At 37.4% G+C, this 16,414-nt stretch carries 13 protein-coding genes; all 13 read right to left on the bottom strand.

Features of this window, described 5'->3' with window-relative positions:
- Positions 1-529: 529 nt before the first annotated feature.
- The 13 genes from IPU53_RS25265 to IPU53_RS08885 all read right to left on the bottom strand — a co-directional run bounded on the left by IPU53_RS25265 (position 530) and on the right by IPU53_RS08885 (position 16,405).
- Positions 530-664 carry a hypothetical protein gene (locus IPU53_RS25265; RefSeq protein ID WP_278253258.1) on the bottom strand — a complete coding sequence of 45 codons (135 nt, stop codon included), beginning with the start codon at positions 662-664 and terminating at the stop codon, positions 530-532.
- A gap of 152 nt (positions 665-816) precedes the next feature.
- Positions 817-2,682, bottom strand: coding sequence for a beta-L-arabinofuranosidase domain-containing protein (locus IPU53_RS08940; protein ID WP_207449972.1), 1,866 nt, complete (start codon positions 2,680-2,682; stop codon positions 817-819).
- Positions 2,683-2,775: 93 nt separating this feature from the next.
- The gene (locus IPU53_RS08935; RefSeq protein ID WP_207449971.1) at positions 2,776-4,086 is read right to left on the bottom strand and encodes an ABC transporter substrate-binding protein; all 1,311 of its coding nucleotides are present in this window, start codon (positions 4,084-4,086) and stop codon (positions 2,776-2,778) included.
- A gap of 117 nt (positions 4,087-4,203) precedes the next feature.
- Positions 4,204-5,091 (bottom strand): carbohydrate ABC transporter permease, encoded by an 888-nt coding sequence (locus IPU53_RS08930; protein ID WP_242698169.1) that lies wholly within the window; start codon positions 5,089-5,091, stop codon positions 4,204-4,206.
- A complete protein-coding gene (locus IPU53_RS08925) occupies positions 5,081-5,965 on the bottom strand; it encodes a carbohydrate ABC transporter permease (protein WP_207449970.1) in 885 nt (294 codons plus the stop codon). Before IPU53_RS08925 ends, IPU53_RS08930 begins: the two co-directional genes overlap by 11 nt.
- Before the next feature lie 137 nt (positions 5,966-6,102).
- On the bottom strand, positions 6,103-7,128 hold the full coding sequence (locus tag IPU53_RS08920) for a response regulator transcription factor (protein ID WP_207449969.1): 1,026 nt from the start codon (positions 7,126-7,128) through the stop codon (positions 6,103-6,105).
- Between the two features lie 116 nt (positions 7,129-7,244).
- Positions 7,245-9,017, bottom strand: coding sequence for a cache domain-containing sensor histidine kinase (locus IPU53_RS08915; protein ID WP_207449968.1), 1,773 nt, complete (start codon positions 9,015-9,017; stop codon positions 7,245-7,247).
- Between the two features lie 555 nt (positions 9,018-9,572).
- The gene (locus IPU53_RS08910; protein WP_207449967.1) at positions 9,573-10,754 is read right to left on the bottom strand and encodes a Gfo/Idh/MocA family protein; all 1,182 of its coding nucleotides are present in this window, start codon (positions 10,752-10,754) and stop codon (positions 9,573-9,575) included.
- An 86-nt stretch (positions 10,755-10,840) separates the two neighbouring features.
- A complete protein-coding gene (locus tag IPU53_RS08905) occupies positions 10,841-11,884 on the bottom strand; it encodes a Gfo/Idh/MocA family protein (protein ID WP_207449966.1) in 1,044 nt (347 codons plus the stop codon).
- A gap of 160 nt (positions 11,885-12,044) precedes the next feature.
- Positions 12,045-13,049 (bottom strand): sugar ABC transporter substrate-binding protein, encoded by a 1,005-nt coding sequence (locus IPU53_RS08900; RefSeq protein ID WP_207449965.1) that lies wholly within the window; start codon positions 13,047-13,049, stop codon positions 12,045-12,047.
- A 26-nt stretch (positions 13,050-13,075) separates the two neighbouring features.
- Positions 13,076-14,095 carry an ABC transporter permease gene (locus tag IPU53_RS08895; protein ID WP_207449964.1) on the bottom strand — a complete coding sequence of 340 codons (1,020 nt, stop codon included), beginning with the start codon at positions 14,093-14,095 and terminating at the stop codon, positions 13,076-13,078.
- Positions 14,064-15,560, bottom strand: coding sequence for a sugar ABC transporter ATP-binding protein (locus tag IPU53_RS08890; protein ID WP_207449963.1), 1,497 nt, complete (start codon positions 15,558-15,560; stop codon positions 14,064-14,066). The genes IPU53_RS08895 and IPU53_RS08890 overlap by 32 nt, the downstream gene beginning before the upstream one ends.
- Positions 15,557-16,405 (bottom strand): sugar phosphate isomerase/epimerase family protein, encoded by an 849-nt coding sequence (locus IPU53_RS08885; protein ID WP_207449962.1) that lies wholly within the window; start codon positions 16,403-16,405, stop codon positions 15,557-15,559. Before IPU53_RS08885 ends, IPU53_RS08890 begins: the two co-directional genes overlap by 4 nt.
- Positions 16,406-16,414: the final 9 nt, after the last annotated feature.

Raw genomic sequence — 16,414 nt, 5'->3', positions numbered from 1 at the left:
TTTTGTGAGGCAACGGCCATATTAATCGCTTTATAGAGGAATTTTATATAAATCCGAAAATATAGAACATTAGTTAAATTATGATTTTTGGCAAGTTTATCGCATTTTCAGACTTAGAATACTATTTAAAAGGGGATGTTTGAAATTGAGATGCCTAGACAAAAGTAGTAATGAATTTTTTATGCAGGCATATTGTAACAATTCTTCTAGGAAACCCTTGGAGTATGACTAATAAATTGTATAAAAAGGTCCTACTTACGTACCATATGTTTTCCCCACTTAAAATTCCGATTTTCGCTCACTTATTTCTTCACTAGTTTGGATTCCTTTCCATGCACCTAGTTTAGCAACTCTTCTTGAACCTCGTGCCTCTCCCCCTTTATGATAATTTACTATTATGTTGGTGGATCGAAAGAAGAAGAGGGTCTAGCGAATGATATTTAAATTAAATCAATCACAATTACTTCTTTGATCCTTTTGGGAAAATAATTAGATTGTCCCAAAAGGATCAGTCATTTAAACGGTTTTATTAGTTATTTTTATATCTTTCATAAGCTGCCTGTTTAATTTCCATGTATTTATCTAATCCCATTTCATCTAGCGTCTTTACATAATCCTCCCATTTTGAAAACGGGACATTTCCCGTTATAAATTTGTCACGCATGCTTTGTTACTCAAGGTTTATCCTGAGTTCAAGGCTGATTAGCATTTCCCGCACATTAGTGACCTTAAACGTGCAAGAGATGGGGCGAAGCAAACCCAGGAAGATCCCTGATTGTGCTTCGCCCCCTATTAAAATAACAAAGTAATCTATTTCTATATATTCATCTGGATAAATGGAATTTCCGTCATCCTTAAGTTCGTACATCCATATGGTAAAAGTTTTACCTTTTTCACTGAACTAAGAGGTTTTCGATCTGCTGGAACTCTAGTAACAACTCCATTCTCTTTAGGCCAGTTTATTTCAACTACATTTGCAGTTGCTTCGATTGGAGCCTCTTCTGTACTAAATGGAAACTTTCCTATTCCATTAAACGTATATTGCACATCATTATCAACATATCCATAATTCCATTGTGATTGCGGAAATACTTCATAATCACAATGAGGGAATACCCGTAATTTTTCATCTTCACCGTAATCAACCATTTTCCACTCATCCTGAATAGCGACGGAATATAGAATTGGGCCTCTTCTCACGGCCACCATATCTTCCGGTCGATTGATAAATTCAGTCTCAAAATCAAGTAAGACCTCTATTGTTTCTGTTCCACTCCAAGTTTTTGATATTTTAAAATAGTCCCCGCAATTCGCCTTTTCACCATTCACGGTAGCACTTGCGCAAAAGCTTGGAATTCTAATATCAAAGTCAAAATCAAGTGGGGTATCTACTGTAACGGTAAATGTTAACTTATTGTTAAAAGGATATTCTGTCGATAGACTTATCTTTACAGTCCCGCCATTTAGCTCTGTTTCCACTTCCGAAGGAGCGATTGCCGTACAAGCAATCCCTTCATTTGTTTTCATAAAAGTAGATAATGCGAATTTAGGCCAGGCTTGATTAAAATTAGCTGTACAGCAACCAAAATGGGGTTCAAGCCCAAATATATGTGCTTCACCATTGTTTGTGTTAAATGGTTGTTTTCCTTCCTCGATTCGACTGCATTCCACTTGGTTAACAAGTTGGTCATATTGATGTGACCACATATCGGGGCTAAATGCAGCGGGCAATGCATTATAGGCAAGATACTCAAGTTTATCTGACCATTCCACATCACCCGTTATTTGAATAAGATGCTCCAAGGAATACATAAATTCTGCAACAGCACACAGTTCCGTTCCTTGAATGGGACTGTCACCAGAGAGACATTCATCTCCGGTAAATATGCCTGTAGCTGTACCATGATAATCAGATAATTTTTGTATCATCATTTCCGCAAACTTTTTATCTTCATCCCTCTTGCTCATTCTGCTAAATAAAGTTAAAGATTTAATCGCCATTGCTTGATTGACAATATGATTCATTTGACTCCAGTGTCCAAATGCTTGTGGGCCTTCATATGGCCAATTTTCATATAAGTACTTATAATCAAATCCTTGGGCTCTTATTTTAATGGCTAAGTTTAATAACCACTCTTCTTCCCTTCTTTCGTAAAGCCAATACAGAGGAATAAGCATTTCATACCATCTTGTTGAAGCCCAATTGAAAATGGTAAACGTATCTATATGTCTTTCGAAATTTTTCGTAGCTTTATAGATCACTTCTTCTACTCTCTCATCCTTACTACATTCATGGTATACAACCAATACTTTTAGAATTAAAAACAATGCCCACATATCATAGCTATTTCTTTCATCTCTCGTGCATGGACAAATCCAGCCATCTTCCTCTTGTCCATCTATGATCGCATCGATATATTTTTGAGCACGCCTCTTCATATCGGCATCGTCTAATAAATAGGCTAAAGGGATAAAACCATCTAACCAGTAAGGAACACGTTCCCATCCTTCTTTGTCTCCGCCAATCCATTTACTATCCCTGATATCTGGCCAAAATTTGTCAAGATTCCCACTAAGTCCTTCTGCTTGAATGTGTAGTTGTCGCAAAAGCCATCCCTTTGGCTTTATTTCATTTGTCGTTAATGGTCTTAATGATAATTCAGATATATTTTTCACTACCATTAATAAATACCCCCTTGGCTTTAACTTCCTTTTGCTTTATCGTTTCCTATTCGTTTAATGAATAGGGTATAAAACCCCATCCATCGAATCTTTTTACTTGTTTGCTTCATCCAAAAGTTTATCTAACAGTGGGGTTAGTTCCTCAGCAGCCTGATCCGCTTTCAGTTCATCAAGGCCAACAAGATCCATTTTTTTCATTGTTTCATTCATAATTTCGTTCCAATTTGTAGTAAATGGGATAGGTCTAGAGTATTCTACTGATTGAAACCAAACCTCTTTTTCTTCCTTACTAAGTGGATTAAACATATCCTCTTCTCTGTCGGCGGCCACTGACCTTAATGTAGGAATGCCTCCAAGGCCATGATCGACTAGAATATTTTGTGCTTCTTCACTTAAGAAGAATTGAATGGCTTCCCATGCTTCTTCAACATGTTTAGAGCCTTTATAGATGACATAAGAATCTATGAAATTAGGTGTTACAGCGTTGCCTTTAACAGCTGTTGGAATCGGAGCAACCCCCCACTCAAACGAATCAATTTCTGCAAATGAAGGCATCATCCATTGCCCTTCCGCAATCATTCCCAACCTTCCTGTCTTAAAAAGCTGATCCGTTGGCATTGTTTCTGTTTCAGCTGGTGTGGGAGATATCCCATCTTGAACAAGGCCTTGTAAAAATGTTAATGCTTCTTTAGATTCTTGACTATTAATGATTGATTTTGTCAAATCATCATTAATTAACCCACCTCCATTTGACCATAAATACTGGATAGAGCGTTCAGGATTAAATCCTACATATGCACCAAACTGTTTGTTTGCTCCAGAACCCTTTTTTAACTTCTCCGCTGCAGTTCTAAACTCCTCCCAAGTCCATGCATTCTCCCAATCACTAGGAGGATGGGCTATTCCTGCTTCGTCAAATAGATTTTTGTTATAGAACATCCCCATCGTATAAATACCAATAGGGGCGCCATATATTTTCCCGTCCTTATATGGGGCAAATACAGAATCGAAATAGTCATCCCTATTTAACTTATCTATAAATGGTGTTAAATCCTCTAATTGTCCTTTAGAAGAATACATAGGCATGCCAGCAACTCCAATTCTACCGATATCTGGCGGATCTCCAGCAGCTATTTGAGCAGTCATTTTTTGGTTATACTCATCCCAACTACCTGGTAAACGTTCAAGTTTTATTTGTATATCAGAGTGAGATTTATTAAATGCATCAACAATTCCTTGCCACCCCGGTATTTCTTCAGTGCCTGCAACAATCGACATACGTAGCTGTACTACACCATCCTTCCCCTTCTTCCCCTCCAAGTTTGAGGTATCACTTGAACAACCGGCAATTATAATCATTGGCAATATAAGGAATGTAGTTGTTAACATCGAAAACCTTTTCATTTTCTTCCTCCTCGTATAATATATTTAAATATTTCGTTTCACCTTACCTAAAATAAGTAACTAAACCACCTCCTTAAAATTAAACTGAAAAAATTCCTCATAAAATTTGATTTCTCCCTAGCCTTTTAACCCGCTAAGTGTGATCCCTTCAATAAAATATCGTTGTGCAAACATATAAATTAGTAACACAGGAAAAAGGGAGATTGCAGATGCAGCCATTAATAACGTCCAATCCGTTGTATACAGCCCTTGGAAGGAGGCAATGATTAATGGCAATGTAAATTTGCTGTCATCATTCAGATAAATCAATGGCGTTAAAAAATTATTCCAATTGGCCATAAACGTAAAAATTCCTAGTGCTGCAAGAGCAGGTTTACAGTTTGGCAGCACAACTCTCCAATAGATTTGCCAAGTATTAAGGCCATCTATCCTAGCGGCTTCCTCCAATTCAGTTGGAAACGTACTCATGAATTGGCGAAGAAGAAATACACCAAACGCATTTGTTAAAATCGGTGGAATAATTAGCGGTAAATGTGTATCTACCCAATTTATTTCTTTAAACAACATAAACATCGGAATCAATGTGATCTGACCTGGTATCATCATTGTCGCTAATAAAGTAATAAATAATATATTTTTTCCGGGAAATTTCATTTTGGCAAAAGCGTATCCTGCCATCGAACAACTGAGCAATGTACCTAACGTAACTAGTATAGTGATCTTAAGGCTGTTTAGATAGGCTAAACCAACAGGTAACGATGTCCAAGCCCTTATATAATTGTCAAAGTGAACAGGATTTGGAATTAATTTTGGCGGATATTCAAATACAGCCCCTTGCCCTTTGAGGGAAGTAGATATCATCCATATAAATGGGATAAGCATAGCGATTGCACCAAAAATTAATACGATATATATTAAAAATTTAAAGGCTGTGTCGCCTGTTTTAGTAAATCCTTTTTTAAAATCAACTAATCCTACTCTAGTAACTTCAGTTCTAGGCATCATAATTCACCCACTTTGAAAATTTAAATTGTACAAGTGTGAACACCAAAATAATAGCAAATAAGATAAATGATATTGCAGATGCCTCGCCCATCTTATAAAACTGGAATGCCGTATTATAAATATGAAGTACAAAAACGTTCGTTGCATCGGCCGGGCCTCCATTTGTCATCATATAGGGTTCATTAAATATTTGGAATGAACCAATCAACAACATGATTAATACAAAGAATGTTGTTGGCGAAAGCATCGGAAATGTTATTTTCCAGAATCTTTGCCAAGAATTTGCGCCATCGATGGTGGCGGCTTCATAAAGATGTTTTGGTATCCCTTGTAATCCAGCAAGAAATAAAATCATATTATATCCAATCCCTTGCCACACCGTCATAAATACGATGGATGGTAATGCCCACTTTAAACTTGCTAGCCAGCTTGGCCCTTCAATTCCTACCGCGGCTAACCCAGAGTTTATTAACCCGAAATTCGGGTTGTACATCCACGTCCATACCAATGCGACTGCAACAGATGATGTCACAACTGGCATAAAGTAAGCAGTACGTAATATGACCTTGCCCCGAATATTCTGATTAAGCATTAAAGCAATGGCTAATGCACCTATCATCGTTAATGGTATATTGATTAGCGCATATATTGAGGTATTTTTCACCACTTTCAAAAAGACAGGATCTGATATTTGTTTTTCATAATTTTCAAATCCAATCCACTTTGGAGAAGAACCAATATCCCATTGCGTAAAACTAATCGCAAATGCAAAGATAACCGGGCCAATAATAAATAGTAAAAGGCCCAAAATTTGCGGTCCTATAAAAAGATATGCCCATAAGTTTTCACGAGTTTTTCTTTTGAGTGTAAACATGTACTAACCTCCTCTATATTTAAATTATTTAGACACTTTGACGATATAAATAGTTTATGGCATTTCTTGTACTTAGCAAATGTAGTCATGATTGGATTTTGTTCGATAATATTAAAAACCTCCAAATAATTTGGAGGTTACTCTATTTTTAATTGATTGCGATATTGTTTTGGTGTCATTCCACTTTTCCCCTTAAACATTTGACTAAAATGCCTTCCATTTACATAGCCAACTTGTTCACCGATCTCATATATTTTTAATTGAGGATTATTCAAAAGTTCCTTTGCCTTGTTGTAACGATAATTTGTTAAATAGTTGCTAAAGGTTTCACCCGTTTCTTGTTTAAAAAGCACACTTAAATAGCTTGAATTCATACATAATTCAACCGCAACACTCTTCAAAGTTAAATCACAATTATACTTTTTTCGAATTACTGCCATCGCCCTTTGGATAATGAAACTAATGTCCCTTGTTTCCTTTACATGGACCATATTGAAACATAGTGTAATTTGCTCTTTTAACCATTCCTTCACGTCTACAGGAGTTTGAAAAGATAATGAAATGGGTTCGAACTCGAAAGGTAAACTATTTTTCATCTTCATTAAAAGACTATTTGTGTAGTCAACTAATTCCTGATATGTCATAAAATCTAGGTAATCAAAAATCTTTGTTAATCCCGAAAATGCATCCGCTTTATTCCCTGTCTTTATTGCATTCAATAAAGAAAACTCCAATTCAATTGGTATAGCCGAAGGATCCTTACTGGATTTTTTTTCTTTAATTTTTGATATTTCTAGCTCCGCCTTATTTAGAACCTTCATTAAGTCTTCAGCACTAGAAGGTTTTAAAATATAATCAAATGCTCCGTATCGTAACGCATGTTGGGCATATTCAAACTCTGGATAGCCAGTCAGTAAAATAAGGATTGTATCCGGATAAAGTTGTTTTATTGCCTCTAGTAATTGCAGACCCGTTATACCTGGCATCCTGATATCTGAAATCACTAAATCTGGTTGCAGTTGTCTAATCATTGATAAGGCTTGTTTACCATTTGTCGCTTCCCCAATGTATTGCCAATTACTACCTACTTTTTCTAAAACCTTTTTAAGACCTGCTCGAACCATAGGCTCGTCATCAACCAAGAATACTTTATATTTATACACTGTTTTCCACCCTTTTTTCACATAGTACAAAAATAAGTCATCCCGTTAAGATAGAGTCTTTCCTTATATTAGATAACCTTCTGCCAGTGGTATTTTGTCATTATTTACACAGCCAGTTAAAACCTTTCAGTAAAGGGTAAAAGAATAGTTACCTTTGTACCAATACCAATTTCACTTTCAATAGATATTCCATAGGATTGGCCAAAAGTAAGTTTAATCCGTTCATCAACGTTATGGATTCCTATTCCGTTATTTATTTTCCGTTCCATCTTAAAACGTTCAAGTTCTGCTTTTTCAATACCTACACCATTATCCATAACAACAATTTGTAATCCGTCTCCTTTATTACAAACCTGCACTGTAAGTTTTCCATCTCGCTCGCACGGTTCAATCCCATGATGAATTGCATTTTCTACGAGTGGTTGAAGGATAAGTTTAGGTACCAACGCATTCTCAAGTGATTGATCTATCTCGAGTTCGAAATTTAATTTCGTGCCATATCTTGCAGACTGTAAATTAATATAATTCTTTAAATTATCTAGTTCTTGTTTCAGAGAAACAAATGACCCTTCGTTTTGTATACTATAGCGAAGCATTCTTGACAGGGATACGATTAAATTACCTATTTTTTCCTCCCCTTTTAAATAAAGCATCCAATATAGTGTATCAAGCGTATTATAAAGAAAATGGGGATTGATTTGTGCTTGAAGGGCTTTCAATTCCGCTTGCTTTTCCTTCATCTCTTTTTCAAATACCTGATTAATCAGTTCATTTATTTTTGCAATCATACTATTAAAGCTGTTACTTAATAGATTGGTTTCTCTATTCTGCTTTAAGTTTACGTGTACTGTAAAATCCCCCTTTTCCACCTTTTTCATTGTACCTATCAGATTATTTAATGGATGGGTTACAGTTTTTGTGATTTTTAATGAGAGGAAGATAGCAATAATAATCCATATAATCACAGCAATAAAAATCAACTTTTGAACATCCCACAACCCATTGATCATTTCCTCACTAGGGACTAATCCAATGATCCTCCATTCCGTTTCTTCTGACTTATTAAAAGCAATAAAATAGCGCTTTCTTCCAATTTGTTCTATAATAGTTTCTGCATTTTCCTTATATTTACCAGATAATGATTTGAGTAATTCTTTATCAAGCTTAGTACCAACACGTCCCCTATTTTGACTTGTTAATACCGTACCTGTTTTATCAATAATGAAAGCACTCCCAGTTTGCCCCATCCTTATCTCCTCTATTGAATCAAATACAAGATCTTCTGAAATAGTAAAAGATAGATAACCGATTGTGTCCACTGTAGGACCCTTTATATTCTTTATGGCACGATGAGCAATAATCAATTTTTCTTGAGGATTTGATATATGGGCTTGTTCGTATCTCCATACCACACTGCCATTGTAATTATCGAGTTCATTTCTCAGATCTTTATTTAAGTAAAAACTATTATTATAATTCCCTGTAGTAACTAAAAGATTTCCGTCATTAAGATGGATCGAAGCCCCAGTAACATTTCCATTTGATAGGATAAACTTGGTCAATATGTCTCTTAATCTCTCTCGTTTTTGATAACTGAAGATCGAGCTATTTTTTGGGTTTAAACTATCCTGTACCTCCTCATTCGTTAAAACAGCCACCGAATCATCAGAAATTTGCCTTAACTTTAAATCAAGCTCCTGATTTGTTTGTTGTAACATCTGTGTAACATATTGTGCGGCGTTATTATTAATGATTTGGGCGCTTTTACTATAATTAACTGTAGACATAAGAACAATTGGTATTACAGCAATACAAATAAAACTTACTAATAAAATGGATCGTATACTCAGGTCTTTGTAATTGTACTTGAATAACCTAATCTTCATCATTCCCCCGTGTGTCAAACCTCTTCAATTACTTAACTCCCCAAATTAAATAGGACATATTCGCCGCTATTATTCTAGTTACACACATCATATTTTATTTTCCCTTAACAAATTTTAACATCTTAAACCTATCTACAGCCAACCCTAAGAAGATAATAAACTTTATTATAATTGTCATCAATGTTTTTCTTATTGCTTTTTTGATAATTTTTAACAGTACTTGAAATGCTTGTTGAAAGTTTCAACAAATTTCGGGGACTTCAAATCTTAATTGGTGGATGGACAGACCTCAAAACCTAAAATTAATACTTTCTTCCAAAAATAGGGTCCCCTAATTTCACTTCGCTTCTATTTCTTACTACCAGCACTAAACATCCAAAGCAGAGGTCTTACCACTTTTTTAGTAACCACAAAAAAGGAGCGAAACATACAGTCCCACTCCTCCCACAAATTGAATATTTAGCTTCTGGCATTACCCGTGCCTTCCCATGGTATTGTTTATTTTATATCGTTACAGACAACGATATCACACTGGAAGGACTCGAAAAAACATAACCTTCAATGCAATCCTCCCAACAAAATTTCACTATCCGTCCTCTTGTCATCTATTTTTACCCACTGCTTATTCCTATGACTCCTTAAAATTGCTTCAATTAATAACACGATTTGATGTCCATCTTGAAAGGTTGCAAAACTTGGGTTCTTCACTTCACCTTTTATCGTTCCATAGAAATCAATCATTAAATTTTTCAACCCGTCCGGCCAACCTTCTTGATGTCCGGCAGGAAAATGCGTAAGCTGACTAGCTTTTTCAGTTAACAAATTAGGATCCCTAAACAATTCCTGATTAGCTTCATTTCTTTTACCCATCCATAATGTATTGGATTTTTCCTGATTCCATGAAAAAGATGAATGTTCAGCTGCAATCTCCAAAAACAAATGATTTTTCCTTCCGGCAGCAACTTGAGAAACCATAAAAACGCCTTGTACCCCATCCTCAAAACGAATCAATACACTTCCATAATCTTCGGTATCAATAGGAACTTTCTCAGCCTCTAACACTTGCCTTTTGGCAAAAGTACTCACTTGGTTTTTCGATTTCTTCCGGATACTATGTACCGTTTTCAAATCCGCCAGTACTTCTATAATCCTCTTACCTAATATATACTGGGTAATATCACACCAATGAGACCCGATATCAGCCATTGCCCGGGAAGGGCCATTTTTCTCTTGCTCCATTCTCCAGCTATAATCAGTGTCATACAAACACCAATCTTGCAAATAGCCACCATGGACATGATAAACGCCTCCATGCTTGTTAGAATGAATCTCGTCTCTTAATTGTCGAACCAATGGAAAATGGCGATAATTAAAACAAACACCGCTTACCACTGGACTTTTATTGGACAATTCTACAAGTTCTTTGGTTTGTTTACTATTCATGCCCAAAGGTTTTTCTGATAATAAATGCTTTCCAGCCAATAAAGTATCACGATTAAACTCATAGTGAAGATGATTTGGCGTGCAATTATGAACGACCTCCACATGAGGATCATGGATCAATTCATGCGGATCAGCATATGCTTGACGAATGTGAAATTCAGCCGCAATCTTATCTGCTTTTTCCTTATTCCTTGATGAGATTGCAACAACTTCAATATCGGGTAGACGTCTTAGCGCCTCCATATGGGCCAACGCAGAAAAGCCAGAGCCGATAATTCCCACTTTTATTTTCTTCATTACTTGTATCACCTTACCTTCTTATTGAACTCCATGCCGCAAAAAAGTACATTTATTATCCTAGCCTCCAAACTTTAAACTTCCTCTCAAATTCCTAAAACATCTTTGATATATACCTTTTTCCCCGTCTTTACAGACTCGACCGCTCCCAACACCATTGCAAGACTATTTAAGTTATCCCTTCCAGAGGAGTCAGGCTCTCGGTTATCAATGATTGATTCATAGAATTCTTGAAGACTTGCCCATCTTTCTTCCGTTTCCAATGATCGTAAATTTACATGCAGGTGACCATTTGATTCCAAAGCGTCTTTCATAAAGACAGAGGTAAAGATGTCATTTGGTTTTATAATGACTTGATTGTTAGCCCAATGAATTTCTCCTTCTTCCCCTTGAATGCGCCAATCACCATCCCAACTGGTGTCCCATCCACGCGAAACCCAGCTACCTGTATATGAAACTACCGCTCCGTTGGTTGTTTCGAATAAAACGGAAGAAATCGCATTCCCTTTAAACCAACTCCATGGAGGATTCCAAGAGATAGCATGCACGGAGATAGGCTCTAAGTCTAGTATCCCTCTAATTTGGTCAAAGTGATGAATCGCCATATCGGTGATGAGTGGTTCTTCCATTTCAGTCCGGAAACCTGAGAATTTTGGTGCCTTTTGAAAATAAATGTACACACTTCCTAGTTTTCCAATTATATTTTGTTGAATGACGTTTTTAACGGTTTGCGGAGCACGCTTATAGCGATAATTTTGGCTAACCATCAGTTTACGTTCGCTTCGCTCTGCCGTTTCAATTATTTCTAAAGAATCTTCCACGTTGCCAGCCAACGGTTTTTCAATGATACAGTGAAGATTATGTGCAAATGCCTCCAAAGCCACCTCTTTATGAAAATCAGGCGGAACAACCACAAGAACGGCATCTGCCTCTGTTTCCTGTATCGCTTCCGATAATGTTGTAAAAGCAGATTCAGGACTAAGCTGATAGTATTCGCAAGCCTTGTTCAATAAATCACGATTCAAATCGACAATCGCGGCTAGCTCCCAGTGAGGAGAGCTTAACACAACTTGTACCCAGCTCCAGCCCCATCCTCCTATACCGACTTGAATCAGCTTCAATGGTTTCATTACACAACTTCCTCTCTTTAAAATTTTCAAAAATAGGCTGTCTCTGATTATTTTTTGACAGAACCTGCAACCGTCCGTATGACCCCCACTTTAGGACTAGGACTTTTCAAAGAAGTCTAAGTGAGGGATCACGAACACTAACACCTTGATAAGTCTCGGTTTATTTATCCTTCATAACATTTCCCCATAAATCGGGATCATCTACATTTTCCTTCGTAATTAACATTGGTGGAGTAAACTGTTCTTTTGGTACATCCTCACCTTTTATATATTTTATTGCCGTTTGTACAGCAAGTGCCCCCATCTCAAAGGGATCTTGATTCACAGTCGCTGCTTGCTCACCTTTTCTAATTCGTTCTAATGCCTCTGGTGTTCCATCTACACCAACCGACACAATATATTCATCTTCATCTGCTGTCTTTAATTTATCCACCTGTCTAAGTCCACTTAGTACACCGCGTTGCATATCATCATTATGGGTAAAGATGGCGTTAATTTCCGAATTGGCCGTTAATGAATCTGCGGTAATGCTTTGTGATTCCTCTGCAGACCATTCCGCATTCTGTGAAATCACTTCGAAATCGGTGGATTCCTCCATCCCTTGGTTAAACCCGCCACCACGGAAAATGGCATGATACGCTGCTGGAGACCCAGTTAGCTCTAGAACCGTTCCCTCTCCCAAAGCTGTCCTAATATATTGGGCGGCTACCTGCCCGGCCTCTGCATTATTAAAAGAAATACTACTGACAATTTCTGCACCTTCTGCGACAATACTATCTACGGTGACAACCGGAATCCCTGCATCGTTTGCCTTTTTTACACCAGGAACCAATTCATCTGAATTATTTGGAGCCAGGATGATTAAATCGACTCCCTTCGCAATATTATCTTCAATTTGTCGAAGCTGTACTTGACTATCTTCTTGCCCATCGAGAACCGTTACATTTGCTCCTAATTTTTCAGCCTCCTCTTTAATCCCCTCATCCAGCGCGACCATAAATTCAAAACCACGACTCCATAACAAAACAGCAATATCGATTGTTTCTTCACTATGATCGCTTTCTTCTGATTCCTTATTGGTAGCAGATGGATTATTCGAGTTACACCCCACTAACACTAGAACCATAAGAAAAACAACTAAACTATTTATTCGTTTCATCTTCATCTTTTTCTTCACCTCAACTAATTCGTTTACGTACCTAAAGAAAATTTACGTCGATATACATCTAAAATGGCTGCAACAAGAATGACACTTCCCGTTACAAGAGCATCCCATGCTGGTGGTACACCAAGTAAATTAATGGCATTTGATACAAGAGACAGCAATATGACCCCTAAGATGGTACCAAGAATATTCCCCTGCCCACCGAATAAGCTTGTCCCGCCAATGACAACTGCAGCTATGACAGTTAATTCAATACCAGTTCCTGCGGAAGGTCCCGCCGATTCTAACCGTGCCGTTAATAATAAACCTCCTATTGCAGCAGCTACTCCTGCTAAAACATACGTTAAGGTAACGATTGTTTTTGTTCGAATTCCTGATAATTGTGCAGCTAGTTCATTCCCACCACTTGCATAGACGGATCTTCCAAATACAGTATGTTTTAGAAGCACATGAGCGATAACAGTAAGAATCGCCACAACAATGATTAAATAAGGGATTGTTAAAAAATGACCGGATGCTAATTTCACAAAGCTTTCGGGGACTGGATTAACATTCGCGCTATTCGTGTAAATTAACACGATTCCACGTGCAATTCCCATCGTCGCAAGTGTGACAATTAACGGAGATAATTGTAATTTTGTAACTAACAATCCGTTTAAAAGCCCAAAAGTAGCTCCAATTAAAATCATGACAAGCACCCCTATAAAAACAGGAACACCATTATAAACGATTAATCCTAGGCCAATAGCTGAAGATACCGCCATGACGGAGCCAACAGATAAGTCGATACCTCCTGTAATGATGACAAATGTAACTCCCAATGCTAATGTTGCTAGGATCGTCGACTGCATAAGTAAATTGACTAAATTAGCCTTTGTTAAAAAGACAGGAGACAAAATACTAAGTGCAATGCAAAATGCCACTATTACAAGTAACAGCCCTAGGCTACCGATATATTTTTTGATATCAAACCGAAAACCTTTCCTTACATCTTTTTTCTCTAGCTTTATTTGCTTAGGATTCGTTTTCGCCTGCTCCTGTTGCATACTTCAACACCTCCTCCTTCGTCATGTTGTCTCCTTTTAGCTCTACAACACTTCTTCCTTCTCTTATGACAACAATTCTGTCACTCAATGCTAATAGCTCCATAATGTCAGAGGAAATGATGACGACCGCTAATCCATCAGCAACAAGTTCCTCAATTAACCTTTGAATCTCTGCTCTCGCTCCCACATCTACTCCTCTTGTTGGTTCATCCAATAGTAAAATTTTCGGATGTGTCGCTAACCATCTAGCTAATAATACTTTCTGCTGATTCCCACCACTTAATGTCATGACGATTGTTTCTAGTTTCGGAGTCTTAATCTGCAATCGTTCCTTGTAATTCTCAACGACTTCTTTTTCCTGACTTTTGTTAATCCAACCAAATTTCATGATGAGGTTGAGGATAGAAAGTGATGTATTTTCTCTCACACTACTAGATAAAACTAGCCCTTGGGTCTTTCTGTCTTCAGGGACAAATCCAATTTTATGCTGGATTGCATCTGTTGGACTTTTAATGGGAACTTCCTTTCCATCAATAAAAATTTCGCCACTGTCTATTGGATCCACTCCAAACAGGCATCTGAAGATTTCCGTCCGGCCTGCTCCAACAAGACCACCTAAGCCTACTATTTCCCCTTCATGCACATCAAAAGAAACATTAGTCAGTGCCCCTTTACGTGTTAACCCTTTCACTTCCATTACTTTTTGACCATGTTGATGCTTTTTAATTCTTTCTAACGTTACATCTTTTCCGACCATCAACCGGACAATATTTTTTGGCGTTATCTCTTTCGGTGGCGCAGATTTTACCAACTTTCCATCGCGGAATACTGTGATATAATCAGCTAGTTCAAACACCTCTTCCAATCGGTGAGAGACGTAAAGGATCGCTAGTCCTTTTTCTTTTAAATGTTTAACGACTTTCAGTAATTGCTGGGTTTCCGTTTCTGAAAGAGACGCCGTAGGTTCATCTAATATAAGCACTTTTGTTTCCATTGAGAGAGAACGAGCAATTTCAACTAATTGCTGTTCTCCCGTTGACAATGTAGAGACAACCGCTTCTACATCTATATTTGCACCTAACTTATTTAACGCTTCCTTTGCACGGCGCTTCATTTCTTCCCAATCCACTAGACTTCTTTGTTTTTTTGGCCATTGTCCTAGAGATATATTTTCTGCGACTGTTAAATGTGGAATAAGAAGCAATTCTTGATGAATAACGGATATTCCGTGTTTTTTTGAATCCCTTGGATTAGAGAAAACAATCTTTTCACCGTCCATTATGAGATCACCCTGGTCTGGTTGATAATAACCTGCCAAAATCTTAATAATGGTTGATTTCCCGGCTCCATTTTCACCAACAAGGCATTGAATCTGGCTACCACGAATGGTAAAACTGACATCCTTTAGTGCCTGAACACCATGAAAACTTTTTTGGATATTCTGAATTTGGATTGTATGAATCATCCGTTCATAACCTTCTTTAAAAACACCAATCCATCTTCTCCGATAGAATCTTGTGTCGGTGCCAGTGGCCTCCATTGCGAAACCGCTCTTGCAATTTCTTTAATCTCGGAAGTAAAAGATTCGATTACATTAGGACCGGTATAATTAATGACTTTTAAAGCCTGCGCAACTTCGTTCCACGGTATGTTTCCAGTTCCCGGTGTTCCTCTATCGTTTTCACAAGAATGAAAGTTAAAAATCTTATCATTGGCAAGTTTTATCGCTTCAGGTATACTTTTTTCTTCAAGATTCATATGAAAAGTATCTAGTAGAAATCCAACGTTGTCGTATCCCACTTTCTCGAAGAATTCTAATCCTTGCTGTACTGTATTCATAAAATCTGTTTCATAGCGATTTAACGGTTCAACTGCTAGTTTTATATCTTTTGCTTGCGCATACTCCGCAGCCCTTTTCATATTTATGACAGCCCACTCAATCTGTTGTTCCTTTTCAGTACCTGAAAGTAATCTCGTTTTTCCTGTTGCAGAGTACATCGGACCTGAAACCAGTGGGGAACCAAGCTCTGCTGCTATATCAATGCAATGCTTAATGTATTCAACTCCACCTTCCCGAATACTTTCATCCTCAGAACTTATATCACGCATTGATCCAAAGGCACCACAAACGAGTGCTTCAAGGTCGGTCGCTTTAAGCCTCTGTTTAATCGCGTTAACATCAATGGTTTCTGGATCTTCAATGCAAATTTCGATATAATCAAAACCCATCTTCTTCACTTTTTCGATCAAATCTAGTGTATGATTCGAAAATGGGGACACCCATATAAATGTACTTGCACCAAATTTCATGGTCGTTCC

Origin of the sequence: Bacillus sp. SD088, assembly GCF_017355205.1 — a bacterium.
Classification (GTDB): Bacteria; Bacillota; Bacilli; order Bacillales; family Bacillaceae_C; genus Lederbergia.
This window is presented reverse-complemented; position numbering and strand designations above follow the sequence as displayed.

Coding starts and splice junctions, on each gene's coding strand:
- IPU53_RS08935 (WP_207449971.1), bottom strand. CDS start 4,086: ATGAAAAGGTTTTCGATGTTAACAACTACATTCCTTATATTGCCAATG.
- IPU53_RS08940 (WP_207449972.1), bottom strand. CDS start 2,682: ATGGTAGTGAAAAATATATCTGAATTATCATTAAGACCATTAACGACA.
- IPU53_RS08905 (WP_207449966.1), bottom strand. CDS start 11,884: ATGAAACCATTGAAGCTGATTCAAGTCGGTATAGGAGGATGGGGCTGG.
- IPU53_RS08925 (WP_207449970.1), bottom strand. CDS start 5,965: ATGTTTACACTCAAAAGAAAAACTCGTGAAAACTTATGGGCATATCTT.
- IPU53_RS08895 (WP_207449964.1), bottom strand. CDS start 14,095: ATGCAACAGGAGCAGGCGAAAACGAATCCTAAGCAAATAAAGCTAGAG.
- IPU53_RS08915 (WP_207449968.1), bottom strand. CDS start 9,017: ATGATGAAGATTAGGTTATTCAAGTACAATTACAAAGACCTGAGTATA.
- IPU53_RS08885 (WP_207449962.1), bottom strand. CDS start 16,405: ATGAAATTTGGTGCAAGTACATTTATATGGGTGTCCCCATTTTCGAAT.
- IPU53_RS08890 (WP_207449963.1), bottom strand. CDS start 15,560: ATGATTCATACAATCCAAATTCAGAATATCCAAAAAAGTTTTCATGGT.
- IPU53_RS08900 (WP_207449965.1), bottom strand. CDS start 13,049: ATGAAGATGAAACGAATAAATAGTTTAGTTGTTTTTCTTATGGTTCTA.
- IPU53_RS08910 (WP_207449967.1), bottom strand. CDS start 10,754: ATGAAGAAAATAAAAGTGGGAATTATCGGCTCTGGCTTTTCTGCGTTG.
- IPU53_RS08930 (WP_242698169.1), bottom strand. CDS start 5,091: ATGATGCCTAGAACTGAAGTTACTAGAGTAGGATTAGTTGATTTTAAA.
- IPU53_RS25265 (WP_278253258.1), bottom strand. CDS start 664: ATGCGTGACAAATTTATAACGGGAAATGTCCCGTTTTCAAAATGGGAG.